At 65.0% G+C, this 13,516-nt stretch carries 14 protein-coding genes; 2 read left to right on the top strand and 12 right to left on the bottom strand.

What is annotated here, in order from left to right:
• Window positions 1-172: 172 nt before the first annotated feature.
• From infC to cysG, 7 genes are all read right to left on the bottom strand, one after another.
• Window positions 173-667, bottom strand: coding sequence for a translation initiation factor IF-3 (infC, locus tag FOY53_RS15000; protein ID WP_439332546.1), 495 nt, complete (start codon window positions 665-667; stop codon window positions 173-175).
• 237 nt (window positions 668-904) lie between these two features.
• A complete protein-coding gene (locus FOY53_RS14995) occupies window positions 905-1,765 on the bottom strand; it encodes a ferredoxin--NADP reductase (RefSeq protein WP_146590261.1) in 861 nt (286 codons plus the stop codon).
• 103 nt (window positions 1,766-1,868) lie between these two features.
• Window positions 1,869-2,276 (bottom strand): DUF934 domain-containing protein, encoded by a 408-nt coding sequence (locus FOY53_RS14990; protein WP_146590240.1) that lies wholly within the window; start codon window positions 2,274-2,276, stop codon window positions 1,869-1,871.
• Window positions 2,273-3,100 carry a phosphoadenylyl-sulfate reductase gene (locus tag FOY53_RS14985; protein WP_146590238.1) on the bottom strand — a complete coding sequence of 276 codons (828 nt, stop codon included), beginning with the start codon at window positions 3,098-3,100 and terminating at the stop codon, window positions 2,273-2,275. The genes FOY53_RS14990 and FOY53_RS14985 overlap by 4 nt, the downstream gene beginning before the upstream one ends.
• Complete coding sequence (locus FOY53_RS14980) at window positions 3,090-4,763, bottom strand: nitrite/sulfite reductase (protein WP_146590236.1); 1,674 nt, start codon at window positions 4,761-4,763, stop codon at window positions 3,090-3,092. Before FOY53_RS14980 ends, FOY53_RS14985 begins: the two co-directional genes overlap by 11 nt.
• A 75-nt stretch (window positions 4,764-4,838) precedes the next feature.
• Window positions 4,839-5,141: a DUF2849 domain-containing protein gene (locus FOY53_RS14975; RefSeq protein WP_146590234.1), complete on the bottom strand. Its 303-nt coding sequence runs from the start codon at window positions 5,139-5,141 to the stop codon at window positions 4,839-4,841.
• On the bottom strand, window positions 5,141-6,535 hold the full coding sequence (gene cysG, locus FOY53_RS14970; RefSeq protein WP_146590232.1) for a siroheme synthase CysG: 1,395 nt from the start codon (window positions 6,533-6,535) through the stop codon (window positions 5,141-5,143). The genes FOY53_RS14975 and cysG overlap by 1 nt, the downstream gene beginning before the upstream one ends.
• A 152-nt stretch (window positions 6,536-6,687) precedes the next feature.
• On the opposite strand from cysG, the gene FOY53_RS14965 reads away from it, so the two are divergent.
• Together FOY53_RS14965 and FOY53_RS14960 are read left to right on the top strand one after the other, a co-directional pair.
• A complete protein-coding gene (locus tag FOY53_RS14965) occupies window positions 6,688-7,146 on the top strand; it encodes an Lrp/AsnC family transcriptional regulator (protein ID WP_146590230.1) in 459 nt (152 codons plus the stop codon).
• 44 nt (window positions 7,147-7,190) lie between these two features.
• The gene (locus FOY53_RS14960; RefSeq protein ID WP_246107418.1) at window positions 7,191-7,745 is read left to right on the top strand and encodes a GFA family protein; all 555 of its coding nucleotides are present in this window, start codon (window positions 7,191-7,193) and stop codon (window positions 7,743-7,745) included.
• Between the two features lie 80 nt (window positions 7,746-7,825).
• Here the strand turns inward: FOY53_RS14960 and FOY53_RS14955 are convergent, their stop codons facing one another.
• The 5 genes from FOY53_RS14955 to kduI are packed head-to-tail and all read right to left on the bottom strand — an operon-like array spanning window position 7,826 to window position 13,480.
• On the bottom strand, window positions 7,826-9,343 hold the full coding sequence (locus FOY53_RS14955; RefSeq protein ID WP_146590229.1) for a UxaA family hydrolase: 1,518 nt from the start codon (window positions 9,341-9,343) through the stop codon (window positions 7,826-7,828).
• Window positions 9,336-10,520: a mannonate dehydratase gene (uxuA, locus tag FOY53_RS14950; protein WP_146590227.1), complete on the bottom strand. Its 1,185-nt coding sequence runs from the start codon at window positions 10,518-10,520 to the stop codon at window positions 9,336-9,338. The genes FOY53_RS14955 and uxuA overlap by 8 nt, the downstream gene beginning before the upstream one ends.
• Window positions 10,517-11,956: a mannitol dehydrogenase family protein gene (locus tag FOY53_RS14945; RefSeq protein ID WP_146590225.1), complete on the bottom strand. Its 1,440-nt coding sequence runs from the start codon at window positions 11,954-11,956 to the stop codon at window positions 10,517-10,519. Before FOY53_RS14945 ends, uxuA begins: the two co-directional genes overlap by 4 nt.
• Complete coding sequence (gene kduD, locus FOY53_RS14940) at window positions 11,934-12,659, bottom strand: 2-dehydro-3-deoxy-D-gluconate 5-dehydrogenase KduD (protein WP_146590223.1); 726 nt, start codon at window positions 12,657-12,659, stop codon at window positions 11,934-11,936. The genes FOY53_RS14945 and kduD overlap by 23 nt, the downstream gene beginning before the upstream one ends.
• The gene (gene kduI / locus FOY53_RS14935) at window positions 12,656-13,480 is read right to left on the bottom strand and encodes a 5-dehydro-4-deoxy-D-glucuronate isomerase (protein WP_146590221.1); all 825 of its coding nucleotides are present in this window, start codon (window positions 13,478-13,480) and stop codon (window positions 12,656-12,658) included. The genes kduD and kduI overlap by 4 nt, the downstream gene beginning before the upstream one ends.
• Window positions 13,481-13,516: the final 36 nt, after the last annotated feature.

Here is a 13,516-nt window from a genome sequence, read left to right as displayed (position 1 = left end):
GATCTGGACTTCAGAACCGGAAAGATTCATCGTCAACCCGATCCACCAGATGCCGGGACTGAACAGCTAGGCGCAGATCCCGACACCGGGGGCGCGTCCGACGCGTCCCTGAACAGACAAAAGGGGCGCGCCGACGCGCACCCCTGAAGCCGAACTGAAATACAGGGCCAGCTTACTTGGACACCGGTCCGATCATCATGATCATCTGGCGACCTTCCATCTTGGGCATGTTTTCGATCTTGCCCACTTCCTTGACATCCTCGGCCACCCGCTCGAGCAGTTCACGCCCGAGGTTCTGGTGGGCCATCTCGCGGCCCCGGAAGCGCAGGGTGATCTTTACCTTGTCGCCATTTTCAAGAAACTTGAAGACCGACCGCATCTTGACTTCATAGTCATGGATGTCGGTGTTGGGCCGGAACTTGATTTCCTTGACCTCGATGATCTTCTGCTTCTTGCGCGCTTCGGCTTCGCGTTTCTGCGTCTCGTACTTGTACTTGCCGAAATCCATGATCTTGCAGACCGGCGGGGCCGCATTGGGAGAAATCTCGACCAGATCAAGGCCGGCCTCTTCGGCCATTTCCATGGCACGGGCAGGCGTCACAACGCCGACATTTTCGCCGTCCGCGCCAATCAGGCGGACTTCGGGTGAACGGATGCGGTCATTGATGCGGGGGCCGGTTTCGCGCTGTGGGGGCGCGTTGTGGGGTCTGCGGGCTATGGTAAAATTCCTTTTGTGTCCTTCGCGTCAGGGGCGCAAGGTAATGGCCGGACGCGAGCGGTTCAAGCGGCAAATAGCGATGTTTCCAAGGATTCCGCGCCACTGTGCAACAGATCCGCATGTCGGCGCGCTCTGCCCCCGGGACGCCGAGCACAGCATCCCTGTGTCGGGAGCCCCGAGCGGACCTCAGTCGAGAAAGGCCTTTTCCACCACATAGTGCTTGGGGTCGGAGTTCGCGCCTTCTTCAAGCCCGTAGCCTTCGAGCATCTCCTTGATTTCAAGGTTGAAGGCGAGGTTGCCGCAGACCATGGCCCGGTCGGTTCCGGGGGTCGGCTGCGGCACGCCGAGGTCGCGGAACACCGTGCCGTCGCGCATGAGGTCGGTGATGCGACCCATTTTCGGGCTCTGTTCGCGGGTGGTCGTCGGGTAATAGCGCAGCTTGCCCAGGTTTTCGGCGCCGATCAGCTCGACCATCAGTTCGTCGGATTTCAGCGACTCGATCAGCCGGGCGCCATAGGTCAGCTCGCCCACCTCGCGGCAGGTGTGGGTCATGATGACCTCGTCGTAGTCCTCATAGGTCTGCGGGTCGCGCAGAAGCGAGGCGAAGGGCGCGAATCCGGTGCCGGTGGCGAACAGCCACAACCGCTTGCCCGGCAGCAACGCGTCGTGCACCAGGGTGCCGACCGGTTTCGGACGCAGGATCAGCTCGTCCCCCGGCTGGATGTGTTGCAGCCGCGAGGTCAACGGACCGTCCTGCACCTTGATCGAATAGAACTCCAGCTCTTCGTCCCAGGAGGGCGAGGCGATGGAATAGGCGCGCAGCAGCGGTTTCTGCTTGCCGGTCTTCGGATCCGGTTCCCCCATCAGGCCGATCATCACGAATTCGCCCGACCGGAACCGCAGCGACGCGGGGCGCGTGACCCGGAACGAGAACAGCCGGTCGGTCCAGTGAGTCACCTCGGTGATCTTCTGGGCGTCCGGCAGGGTCGGAACCTTTACGGCTTTGGCGTCTGTCACTGTCTGGCTCACGGGGCGTTGCTCGGTCATCTGTTGCATCTGCCGGACGTCTGGGTCCGGCACCTCTGTACATGGGGTCTGGAAGGGGCGGAACGCGGCACTTGGTCCCAAGCGCCGCGGCGTGCCGCGGCTGTCAGCCGCGCAGGCGGGCCTGATAGTTGTGCTCTTGCCAGTCGGCACGGAACAGCCACTGATCCTCGGGCTGGCGGGCGGCGAGGTCTTCGCTGATCTCGACCTCGTCGAACCCCGAGCGGCGGGCCATGGCATACTGATCGGCGATCACATGGCCAAAGGCGCGCAGCCGTCCGCTGTAGCCGCGCAGCCGCAGCAGGCGTGCCAGGGTGAACCCCCGCCCGTCCGCCGCGCTGGGAAACGCGATGCGCAGCATCGGCGCCGTCATCAGCTTCGCGTCCAGCTGGTCCTCGGGGGTGTCGGACGGCAGGTCCAGCGCGACACCGGGCGTGGTCTCTGCGTCGCAGCCGGAAAATCCGCCGGTCCAGTCATCCGGGCCAAAGCCGGTATCGGTCACGATCACGCTCATGCGCTCTCTCCCTCTTGGGTCTGTCTGGCGGCCTTGCCGTCAATGAAATGGATGCCGCATTCATCCTTGTCCTGGCCACGCCAGCGTCCGGCACGCGGGTCTTCACCCGGGGCCACTTTCGAGGTGCAGGGCGCACAACCGATCGACGGATAGCCCTGCGCCACCAGCGGATGCCGCGGCAGGCGGTTTTCGTCCATGTAGGCGCGGATGTCCTCGGGCGCCCAATGCGCCATCGGATTGACCTTGATCCGGCCTGTCGCCTCTTCGAGTTCAAAGAAATCGAGACTGGCCCGGGTGCCCGACTGATACCGCTTGCGACCGGTGATCCAGCCGTCAAAGTCCTGCAGCGCGTTTTCCAGCGGCAGATTCTTGCGCAGGGCGCAGCAGGCGTCGGGATCGGAGAACCGCAGCGCGCCATAGGGATCGCGCTGTTGCAGGCTCGCCGCGTCGGTGGTCAGGATGCGCACGTCCCGCAGGCCCAGCCGTTCGGCCATTTCCGCCTGATAGACCAGCGTTTCGGCAAACAGCAGCCGGGTGTCGATGAACAGCACCGGCGTGGTGCGGTCCACCATCGCCACAAGGTGCAGCAACGCCACCGATTCGGCGCCAAAGCTTGACACCATGGCAATGCGGCCCGCTTCAGGATCCTTCAGCGCACCACGCAGCACATCCGTCGCGCCATGGTGGCGATACCGGGCGTTCAGCGCGGCGACGCGGCTGCGCAGGGCGGCGAGATCGGGCAGCGTCCGGGGCGCGCCCGCGTCGGGCAAGGGCCCGGCGGGGCTGTCTTCGCTCCGCAACAGCGGAGAGATGTCACGCGGCATCGGCCTGTCTTTCTTCTTTCGCCGGATACAGCGCCGCCTTGAACGGGTCCATGCCGGTGCGCCGGAACGTCTCGATAAAGGTCTCGTCGCGGCCGAGCCGGATGTCGAGATAGGTGTTCACGATGGTTTCCACCGCGCCGACGATTTCCTCGGCCGGAAAGCCGGGGCCGGTGCGGGCCCCGAGTGCGGCGGTTTCGGTGTGGTCTCCGCCCAGGGTGATCTGGTAGTTTTCCACCCCCGCGCGGTCCAGACCCAGGATGCCGATATGGCCGACGTGGTGATGGCCGCAGGCGTTGATGCAGCCCGAGATCTTGATCTTGAGATCGCCGATCTCGTGTTCCAGCTTGAGGTCGTCAAACCGCGTGGCGATCTCCTGCGCGATCGGAATCGAGCGGGCGGTGGCCAGGGCGCAGTAATCCATGCCGGGGCAGGCGATGATGTCGGAGATAAGCCCGATGTTGGCGGTGGCCAGACCGTGCTGCCTGAGGATCGCATGGATCTGCGGCAGGTCCGACTTGTGCACATGCGGCAGGACGATGTTCTGCTCGTGGCTGACGCGCAACTCGTTGTGGCCAAAGCGTTCGGCAAGGTCCGCCATCACGCGCATCTGCTCGGCGCTGGCATCCCCCGGGGTCGCGCCATGGGCCTTGAGGCTGATTTCCACGATCACATGCTGCGGGTCGCGGTGCGCGGTCAGGTTGGTGTCGGCCCAGGAGCGGAACACCGGATCGCTGTCATAAGCGGTCTGATACGGGGCAACCGAGGCATCGCGCAATGCGGGCGGGGCAAACTGCGCCTCGATGTCAGCCAGCATCTGCTGGTCGACGCCGCTGAACGCCGGACGCAGTTCGGCGAACCGGGCATCGACCAGGCGACGGATTTCGTCGATGCCATGCTCATGCACGGTGATCTTGATGCGGGCCTTGTACTTGTTGTCGCGACGTCCGATCAGGTTCCAGACCGACACGATCGCCTCGAGATACGGCAGCAGATCAGCTCCCGGCAGGAAATCCGTGATCACCTTGCCGATCATCGGCGTCCGCCCCAGACCGCCGCCGACCAGAACCTCGAAGCCCCGTGCGCCGCCGCGCTCGACGATACGCAACCCGATGTCATGGGCGCGGATCACCGCACGGTCATGGGCGCTGCCGGTGACGGCAATCTTGAACTTGCGCGGCATGGACTGGAATTCCGGGTGATCGGTGGACCACTGGCGGATCAGTTCCGCCACCGGGCGCGGATCGGCAATTTCGTCCGCCGCGGCGCCGGCAAAATGGTCCGCGGTGACATTGCGGATCGTGTTGCCCGAAGTCTGGATGGCGTGCATCTGCACCTCGCCCAGCGCGTCGAGCATGTCCGGGATGTCGCGCAGTTCGGGCCAGTTGTACTGGATGTTCTGGCGGGTGGTGAAGTGGCCGTAGCCCTTGTCCCACTTTTCCGCCAGGTAGGCCAGCTGGCGCATCTGCGGTGCGGAGAGGGTGCCATAAGGCACGGCCACGCGCAGCATGTAGGCGTGCAGTTGCAGATAGAGGCCGTTCATCAGCCGCAGGGGTTTGAATTCATCTTCGGTCAGAGACCCGTCGATGCGGCGTTCGACCTGCTGACGGAACTGGCGGTTGCGCTCGGCCACAAACGCGGCATCAAAGTCGGAATAGCGGTACATGGCTGTCTCCTGTCGGCGGGGCTGGGACAATTTTCTTCGCAAGAAAATTGGCAAAAATCTTTCTCAAGATTTTTCTCAGAGCCCGGATGCCTGTTTTCCGTGGAAATGATTCGATGGACCCTTGCGGCGGAAATCCTCGCGAAAGTGCTTGGGCTGCGGGCCGTCGGATGTCGGGGTGACATCTGCCAGGTAAACGCCCACCGCTTCGGACACCCGCGATGACGCCTCGATCAGACGGATCTGGGCCACGGCCTCATCGGTGAGGACATCGGCATTGCGCAGCTCCCGGGTCCAGCTGTCGTCGGCGGCCAGATAGATCACATCGCCTTCGATCAGGGCATTGGCAGTGACAACCTTGGGTGTGAAGGTGCGGGGCATCAGGCGAACTCCTGGCGGTCTATCTGGGAAAGGACAGTCTGCGCGGCACGCGGCGCCAGACCATAGAGGGTGAGGGCAGGGCCGTTCATATCGGCCGCGGCAAGATCGGCGGGCAGCGTGGACAGGGTGGCGGCGATGATCTTCTGGTCCGGGCGGGATGCATTCTCGATCACCGTGACCGCTGTGGCCGGGTCGGCGCCATGCATCAGCAACCGGCCCTGGATAAAGCGCGCCGCTTTCTTGCCCATGTAAATCGCCGCAACCTCGCCGGAGCGGGCCAGTGCCTTCCAGTCGTGATCGGCAAAGCCCTTCATGTCGTGGCCGGTCAGAAACCGCACGCTGGCGTTGCGCTCGCGACGGGTCAGGCTCTGCCCGATGGCCGCGACCGACGCCGAGGCGGCGGTGATGCCGGGCACGATATGCCAGGTGACCCCGGCTGCGGTGCAGGCGTCGATCTCTTCGTCCAGACGCCCGAAGACAGTCGGATCGCCGGATTTCAGCCGCACGACCTGGGCACCGGCCCGGGCATGTTCCACGATCAGCGCGTCAATGTCCGACTGTGACATCGAGGGGCCAAAGCCTTCCTTGCCGGCGTCGATCATCAGCGCCTCGCGCCGGGCAAGCTCAAGGATTTCGGGGCTGATCAGGCGGTCATGAATCACCACGTCGGCGCTGTCCAGCGCCTTGCGCGCCTTGAGGGTCAGCAGCTCGGGGTCACCCGGGCCCGCGCCGACAAAGGCGACATGTCCGGGGCGGTCCGCAGCGGACATGTAACGGTCCAGCAGGGCATCCAGCGTGTCGCGCACCTGGTCTTCGCCTGCGCTCAGGGCGCGCGGGCCGGCGCCCAGATAGAAGTCGGACCAGAAGTCGCGGCGTCTGCGGCCCATCGGCAGGGCATCGGCCATCTTGCGAAAGCCCTTGCCGATGCGCGCCAGCCTGCCCAGCCCCGAGGGCAGGCGCTCTTCCAGGTCGGCCTTGATCTGGCGGGCCAGGACCGGGGCAGCGCCTTCGGTGCCGATGGCGACGGTGACCGGGTCACGGTCGACGATGGCCGGGGTGATGAACTGGCTGTCGTCCAGATTGTCGACGATGTTCGTCAGCGCGCCGTCCGCCCGCGCAAGCGCCGAGGTGCGCGCATCTTCCGCGGCATCCTCGTCGGCGGCGTAGAAAAGCACGGCGCCGTCGGCATCCCCGGGCTGCATCGCGCGGCGCAGGACGGACAGCCGCCCCGCCGACTCCCATGCCAGGATGTCGGGGGCGGGATTGGCGGATATGACCGTCAGGCGTGCCTCGGTCTTGAGCAGCAGACGCAATTTTGCCAGCGCGGCCTCGCCGCCGCCGGACAGGACCACACGTCGGCCTGCCAGGGCGACGAAGATCGGGAAATGCTGCATCTGCTGGACTCCGTTCGTGTGGTTGCGTCTTGGGCGTAGATATAGAATTTTTTCCCGTATTTTGACTAGGGGATTGCAAAAACAAGGACATGTGTCCTAGGTGTGGGGGCGCTGTAGGCCTTTGGTTTCGCTGCAGCGCAAAAGGAGGGACCATGGTTCGGATCGACGAGACAGACAGGAAAATCCTTATCGAGCTTCAGACCGATGCCAGCAGGTCACTGGACGACATTGCCAAGGCTGTGGGCTCGTCCAAGACCCCGGTGTGGAACCGAATCCGCAAGCTGCGCGAAGCCGGGGTCATCGGCGCACAGACGGTGACTCTGGACGCCGAGGCGCTGGGATTCGAGGCGTGTTTCTTTGTCCTGATCCGCACATCCGAGCATGAGGCGGCCTGGCAGCGGGCCTTTCTCAAGGCGCTGCGCGAACGCCCCGAGGTGCAGGAGGCACACCGGCTGGCGGGGGATATCGACTATATTCTCAAGGTGCGGGTGCGCAACGCCCGCGCCTATGACGCGTTTTATCAGGCGCTGATTTCCGAGGTGAAGGTGCACAATGTGACAGCTCTGCTGTCGATGGAAGAGATCAAATCGACCAGCGCGCTGCCGCTGTAGGGTCGGGACGGCGGATCGGGCATTTGTCCCACCAGCGGAATGGCGTGACAGTAAACGATGCTGTCCGATACCATGGTTGCCAGAACCGGGCATGGCCGGAACAAACGGGAGGGGTGACGATGATCAAAGCGCAGGGAGGATGTCTTTGCGGACAATTGAGGTATGAAGCCGGAAATCAGCCGTCGCGGGTCACCCTGTGCCACTGCCGGTTCTGTCAGCGTGCGACAGGGGGCGCCTATCTGGTCGAACCAATCTTTGATGCACAGGACATCCGCGTCACCCGGGGAACGCCAAAGACTTATGCCCATGTATCAGAAGGCAGCGGCAAGGAGGTCCGGATTCATTTCTGTGACACCTGCGGCACCAAGCTGTTATTGACATTCGAGCGCTTCGAGAACGTCGTCGGGGTGTACGGCGGCACCTTCGATGATCCGAACTGGTTCGATCTCACCCCGGACAAGTCGAAACATATTTTCCTTGGGGTGGCGCGCCGCGGCACCGTCATTCCGCCGCATGTCAACACCTACACCGCACACGCTTTTGACCGTGACGGCACGCCATTGACGCCAGAAGTGTACGAGAAACCGCATGTGATCTGACGTCAGTGGTCGACTTTCGGTCCCGCATTCTCGGGTCTTAAGCGGAATCCGGAGGGCGTCCGGCGACAGACGCCACGCCGCTACATCACCGCACCGATCTGCCAGGGCACGAATTCATTGTCGCCCAGACCCAGTGCTTCGGATTTTGTCACCTGCCCCGAGGCGGTGGCCAGGATCTTCTCGACGATCTCGTCGGCCTTGGTCTCAAGGCTGACGCCCGCGCTCATCACATCGCCGCAGTTGATGTCCATGTCCTCGGGCATGGCCGCAAACAGGGCATCGTTGGTGGCCAGCTTGATCGTCGGCGCCGGTTTCGAGCCAAAGGCGGAACCGCGCCCTGTGGTAAAGCACAGCACCTGCGCGCCGCCCGCAATCTGCCCCGTGGCCGAGACCGGGTCGTAGCCCGGCGTGTCCATGAAGGTAAATCCGGCATGGGTGATCTGTTCGGCGTAGTCATACACCGCCGTCAATGGCGTGTTGCCGCTTTTGGCGACGGCCCCCAGCGACTTTTCCAGGATCGTGGTCAGCCCGCCCTGCTTGTTGCCGGGGCTGGGGTTGTTGTCCATCGACCCGCCGTTCATCGCGGTGTATTCTTCCCACCAGCGGATGCACGCCAGCAGCTTTTCGGCAATTTCCGGCGTGGCCGCGCGGCGCAGCAGCAACTGCTCGGCGCCATAGATCTCTGGGGTTTCCGACAGCACCACGGTGCCGCCCAGCCCGACGATCCGGTCCGAGGCAAGCCCCAGCGCCGGATTTGCGGTCAGGCCGGAATAGCCGTCCGAGCCGCCGCATTGCAGGGCCACCTTCAGTGCCGATGCCGGGCAGGGAGTCCGGGACACGGCATTCACGCGCGGCAGCACCTCGGCCACCTTGGACTTGATGGCGTCGATGGTGGCGCGGGTGCCGCCGGTGTCCTGGATGGTCAGGCCGGTGATCCGCTCGCCGCCGCCGGCGCGCGACTGCATCCGGGCGATCTGCATCACTTCGCAGCCAAGGCCGACAAAGATGGCCGCGCCGACGTTGGGATGGGTCGCATGCCCCCAGAGCACCCGGTCCAATATGTCAAATCCCCGGCCCGAAGCCGCCATGCCGCAGCCGGTGCCATGGGCAAAGGCGGCGATGCCGTCGACATTGGGATAGGCATCCAGCAGGCCGGACAGCTCGATTTCCGCTGCCGCGCGGCGGATCACCGTGGCCGAACAATTGACCGTGGCACAGAGCGCGATCATGTTGCGGGTGCCAACCTGGCCGTTGTCGCGGGCATAGCCCTGAAACGTCCGGGGCGCGAGCACCGGCACGGCGGCGCGGGCCATGGCCAGATCGGCGCCGATGTCATAGGCGCGGGAATGATCCGAGAAGGCGCAGTTGTGACTGTGCACGTGCGCGCCGGCCGCGATGTCGCGGGTGGCATGGCCGATGATCTGGCCGAACTTGTAGATGGCATCCCCCTGCGACATCGCCACACGGGCGATCTTGTGCCCGCCCGACACGGCCCGTTCCAGCGGCGCACCGATGCCCAGCGGGTCGGCCCCGGCAGGCAGACGTTCGGGCAGCAGGACAACGGTGTCGGTCGATTTCAGCAGAATGGGGTCAGCCATGGTTGTGCACCTGCTCCAGCGCGCGGGTCACACCGCGCAGTTCCGCCAGCCCGCGCAGCCGCCCGATCAGCGGATAGCCGACTACCGAGCCGCGCTCGGGATCCGACAGCAGTTCATGGCCGTGATCGGGGCGGATGGGGATCTGGGCGAAGTCCTCTCCGTCGGCACGGCGGCGGGCCTCTTCGGTGACCAGCACGCGGATCAGTGCCACCATGTCGGTGTCCCCGTCCAGATGTGCCGCCTCTTCAAAGGAGCCGTCGGCATCCTTGCGCACATTGCGCAGATGGGCAAACCGGATGCGGTCGGCAAAACGTTCGGCGATGGCCGGAACGTCATTGGCGGGATTCGCGCCCAGCGAGCCTGAACACAGGGTCAACCCGTTCGCCGGACTGTCCACGGCGGACAGGATCCAGCCGATGTCGTCGCCGTTCGAGACGATGCGCGGCAGTCCGAGGATGTCGCGCGGCGGGTCGTCGGGGTGGACGCAGAACACCATGCCCAGGTCTTCGGCCGCCGGAATGACCTCTTGCAGGAAGCGTTTGTAGTTGGCCCGCAGGCTGTCGCGGTCGATGCCGTCATAGGCGGCAAGCGCGCTGCGCAGACCGGCGACGTCATAGCGGTCGAAGGCGCCGGGCAGGCCGGACATGATGGCATGCAGCAGCGCGTCGCGGTCAGCCTCGCTCGAGCGCTGGAACCAGGCGGCGGCCTTGTTGCGGACCTCGGGGGAATAGTCGTCTTCGGCGCCGTCCCGTTCCAGCATGTGGATTTCGAACGCCGCCATGCGGGCCTGTTCGAACCGCAGGCAGGTGCCGCCGCGGGCCACGGGAGCGGCAAGATCTGTGCGGGTCCAGTCGAGCAGCGGCATGAAGTTGTAGCAGACGGTGTTGACGCCATTGGCGGCCAGATTGGCCATCGACTGGCGGTAATTGGCGAACAGCGCCGACAGATCGCCGTCGCCGCGCTTGATCGCTTCGTGGATCGGCAGGCTTTCGGTCACGGTCCAGTCAAACCCCGCACCGGTGATTTCGGCCTTGCGGGCGGCGATCGCCTCTTGGGTCCAGACCGCGCCATACGGGACTTCGTGCAGGGCGTGCACGATGCCTGTCGCCCCGGTCTGGGCGATTTCCGGCAGGGTGATCTTGTCGTAGGGACCGTACCAGCGCCAGCTTTCAATCATGACAGAACCTCACGAACGGCGTCCCGCGCGCCTTTGGCGACAAGAGCGTGATAGGCGGCTGTGACAGGCGCCTGCAACCGTGCCGCGATTGTCTCCGAGAACACGGCGCGCAGGCCCAGCAGCGCGGCGACCTTGTCGGCAGGCGTGTCCGCGCTGTCCGACAGGCGCTTCAGTTCGGCGGACAGCGGGTCGCGCACGTCGATGACCGCGCCGGTTTCGTCGATGCCGCCAACATAGCGCATCCAGCCCGCCACGGCGAGGCACAGGCCCGGGCAGGGGGTGGAGGCGTCGCCCAGCGTGCCCAGCATCCGTTGCGGCAGCTTCTGGCTGCCATCCATGGCGATCTGCCAGGTCAGGTGACGGATCGCGGGGTTCTGGTAACGTTTCAGCAGGGCATCGGCATAGGCACCAAGGTCGGTGCCTTGCGGCGCGTTGAGCGTCGGCATGATCTCCCGGCTCCAGAGATGCCGGGCAAAGTCGGCAAAGACCGGATCCGCAACCGTATCCGAAATCGTCTCGTGGCCCGCAAGATAGCCCAGATAGGCCAGCGACGAATGTGTGCCGTTCAGCATCCGCAGCTTCATCAACTCGAAGGGCGCCACGTCGCGGACAAGCTGGACACCGACCGCGCCCAGATCCGGGCGTGCGCCGTCGACAAAGTCGTCCTCGACCACCCACTGGCGGAACGGTTCGTGGATCACGGGGGCTGCGTCCTGACGACCGGTCAGCGCCGCGACCCGCGCCAGGTCGGCGGGTTTGGTGGCTGGTACGATGCGGTCCACCATCGTTGACGGGAACCGGCCTTCGGCGGCGATCCACGCGGCCAGGTCGGGGTCGATGGCCTGGGCGAGATCAAGCACCGCGCGGCGCACCACGGCGCCATTGTGCGGAAGGTTGTCGCAGGTCAGCACGGTGAAGGGGCGCACCCCCGCGCGGCGGCGTGCCTGCAACGCGCGCACCAGAAAACCGGGGGCGCTGCGCGGCAGCGGGTCGTTCAGATCCCGGGCGATGTCCGGGTGGTCCAGATTCAGATCGCCCGTGGCCGGGTTGTGGCAATAACCCTTTTCCGTCACCGTCAGGGTCACGATCTTCACGCCGGGATCGGCCATCGCGGCGACCAGCGCCGCGGGGTCTTCGGGCGCGACCAGCACGTCTTCGATCACCTCGACCAGCCGTGCGGTGTCGCCCTCGGGACCGGCCTCGAGCGCCGTGTAGGCAAAGCTCTGCGGCGCAAGGGAATCGCGGGTGCCGGGGCTTTTCAGACTGGCGGCAAGAATGCCCCAGTCTCCGCCCGACGCAGCCATCGCCTCGGCCACGTAAACGGCGCCATGGGCCCGGAAAAAGGCGCCAAGTCCAAGGTGCACGATACCGACACCGGGACGCGGCCCGGCGCTGCGGACAAGAGGGGAGAGATCAGCGGGCAAGCCAGCCTCCATCAACGTTGAGCACCGCGCCGTGGATGTAGTCGGCGGCGGGCGAGGACAGGAAAACCGCGGTGCCGGCGATATCTTTGGCGTCACCCCAGCGCCCGGCGGGGATGCGCTCGAGGATGGCCTTGTTCCGCTCGGGATCGGCGCGCAGGGCCTCGGTGTTGTTGGTTTCGATATAGCCCGGGGCGATGGCGTTGACGTTGATCCCCTTTGCGGCCCATTCGTTGGTCAGGATCTTGGTCAGACCTGCCACGCCATGTTTGGCGGCGGTGTAGGACGGCACGCGGATGCCGCCCTGAAACGACAGCAGCGACGCGATGTTGACGATCTTGCCGCTGCCGTTGCGGGCCAGCACGGCGCGGGCAAAGGCCTGACAGGTGAAGAACACGGCCTTGAGGTTGACGTCCATCACGTCGTCCCAGTCGGCTTCGGTGAAATCGACCGAGTCGCCGCGGCGGATGATCCCGGCGTTGTTGACCAGAATGTCGATCGGTTCGTCCGAAAAGGCGTCCCTGGCCGCCATCGGGTCGGCGAAATCCAGCGTCAGTTCCCTTGCGTCGGCGATCAGCTCCACGGTCTGTGCGCAGGACGACCGCCCGGCGCAGATCACCCGGGCCCCGGCGGCGCCCATCGCCACCGCGATGGCCTGACCGATGCCGGTGTTGGCGCCGGTCACCAGCGCGGTCTTGCCGTCCAGCGAAAAGCTCATCGCAGATCCTCCATCGGGATCATGTCCATGTCGGTAAAGTCGATGTTGTCCCCGGCCATCGCCCAGCAGAAGGTATAGCTGCCGGTGCCGGCCCCCGAGTGGATCGACCAGGGCGGGGAGATCACCGCCTCTTCGTTCGCCATGACGATATGGCGTGTCTCCTGCGGCTGGCCCATGAAGTGGAACACCCGTTGGTCCGCGCTCATGTCAAAATAGAGATAAGCCTCCATCCGGCGGTCATGCTGGTGCGCGGGCATGGTGTTCCAGACCGAGCCTTCGGCGAACTGGGTATAGCCGATCAGCAACTGGCAGCTTTCGCAGACGTCCGGGTGCAGCAGCTGGATGATGACCCGCTCGTTGGCCTGCTCCTTCGATCCCAGCTCGACCCGGCGGGCCTCTGCGACCTTGATCAGCCTGGTGGGGCAGGTGCGGTGCGCCGGGGCCGAGAGGATGTAGAACCGGCCCTTGCCGGAAAACGTGACCGCACCGGCGCCCATGCCGACATACAGCACCTCGCCATGCTCGACCGTGTAGGTTTCGCCACCCACCGCAATCTCGCCGGTCTCGCCGATGTTCAGCACGCCCAGTTCGCGGCGCTCGAGAAAGGTCCTGGTGCCGGTCTCGGGCACATGGTCCAGCGTCAGGCTCCCCCCCGCAGGCACCGCAGAGCCAAGCAGCAGGCGGTCGTAGTGCGAATAGACCAGCTTGATCTCGCCGTCCTGAAACAAGCCGCCGACGTGGAAATGGTCGCGCAGGCCCTGAGTGTCGAGTCCCTTGGCCGAAGCGGGGTCTATGGCGTAGCGGGTTTCAGCTTGGGTCATGAAATTTGGTCCTTATCACGGAAGTCGGGGGCGTAA

It is taken from the genome of Puniceibacterium confluentis (assembly GCF_007923445.1).
Classification (GTDB): Bacteria; Pseudomonadota; Alphaproteobacteria; order Rhodobacterales; family Rhodobacteraceae; genus Puniceibacterium; species Puniceibacterium confluentis.
The sequence above is the reverse complement of the archived record's forward strand: the minus strand, read 5'-3'. Positions and strand labels throughout refer to the sequence as shown.

What these genes read in the sequence shown, in the direction of transcription:
- FOY53_RS14995 (WP_146590261.1), bottom strand. Translation starts at nt 1,765, where the DNA reads ATGACCGAGCAACGCCCCGTGAGCCAGACAGTGACAGACGCCAAAGCC.
- FOY53_RS14990 (WP_146590240.1), bottom strand. Translation starts at nt 2,276, where the DNA reads ATGAGCGTGATCGTGACCGATACCGGCTTTGGCCCGGATGACTGGACC.
- FOY53_RS14985 (WP_146590238.1), bottom strand. Translation starts at nt 3,100, where the DNA reads ATGCCGCGTGACATCTCTCCGCTGTTGCGGAGCGAAGACAGCCCCGCC.
- FOY53_RS14980 (WP_146590236.1), bottom strand. Translation starts at nt 4,763, where the DNA reads ATGTACCGCTATTCCGACTTTGATGCCGCGTTTGTGGCCGAGCGCAAC.
- FOY53_RS14975 (WP_146590234.1), bottom strand. Translation starts at nt 5,141, where the DNA reads ATGCCCCGCACCTTCACACCCAAGGTTGTCACTGCCAATGCCCTGATC.
- cysG (WP_146590232.1), bottom strand. Translation starts at nt 6,535, where the DNA reads ATGCAGCATTTCCCGATCTTCGTCGCCCTGGCAGGCCGACGTGTGGTC.
- FOY53_RS14965 (WP_146590230.1), top strand. Translation starts at nt 6,688, where the DNA reads ATGGTTCGGATCGACGAGACAGACAGGAAAATCCTTATCGAGCTTCAG.
- FOY53_RS14955 (WP_146590229.1), bottom strand. Translation starts at nt 9,343, where the DNA reads ATGGCTGACCCCATTCTGCTGAAATCGACCGACACCGTTGTCCTGCTG.
- uxuA (WP_146590227.1), bottom strand. Translation starts at nt 10,520, where the DNA reads ATGATTGAAAGCTGGCGCTGGTACGGTCCCTACGACAAGATCACCCTG.
- FOY53_RS14945 (WP_146590225.1), bottom strand. Translation starts at nt 11,956, where the DNA reads ATGGAGGCTGGCTTGCCCGCTGATCTCTCCCCTCTTGTCCGCAGCGCC.
- kduD (WP_146590223.1), bottom strand. Translation starts at nt 12,659, where the DNA reads ATGAGCTTTTCGCTGGACGGCAAGACCGCGCTGGTGACCGGCGCCAAC.
- kduI (WP_146590221.1), bottom strand. Translation starts at nt 13,480, where the DNA reads ATGACCCAAGCTGAAACCCGCTACGCCATAGACCCCGCTTCGGCCAAG.